The organism is Streptomyces sp. 13-12-16, from assembly GCF_002114215.1.
Classification (GTDB): Bacteria; Actinomycetota; Actinomycetes; order Streptomycetales; family Streptomycetaceae; genus Streptomyces.
In genome coordinates, this window is record NZ_NCTE01001497.1 from 1 (window position 1) to 390 (window position 390).

The 390-nt window shown below is 72.1% G+C and carries 1 protein-coding gene; it reads left to right on the forward strand.

Annotated elements, in window-relative coordinates:
- Positions 1-38: 38 nt before the first annotated feature.
- Positions 39-390: cytochrome P450 (locus B7767_RS43375; protein WP_143653034.1), on the forward strand; the 352-nt coding region annotated here is incomplete at its 3' end.

The window sequence follows — 390 nt, forward strand, 5'->3', positions numbered from 1 at the left end:
CTTCCGGCAGCTCTCCGACCGAGTACCGGAGGTGTGACATGGGCGTGCACCCCCCGGGCCCGCCGGTGTGGGCCCTGCCCGGACTGCTGCGCAAGCTCGCCGTGGACCGGCTCGGCATGATGCGGGACGCCGCCCGGCTCTCCGACGCCGTGCGGGTCGCCATGGGGCCGAAGAAGATGTACATCTTCAACCGGCCCGACTACGCCAAACACGTCCTGGCCGACAACGCCGCCAACTACCACAAGGGCATCGGCCTGGTGGAGTCCCGCAAGATCCTCGGCGACGGGCTGCTCACCAGCGAGGGCGAGCTGTGGCGCGCCCAGCGCACCAACGTCCAGCCCGCGTTCCGGCCCCGCCGCATCGCCGAACAGGCGGGAGCGGTCGCCGCGG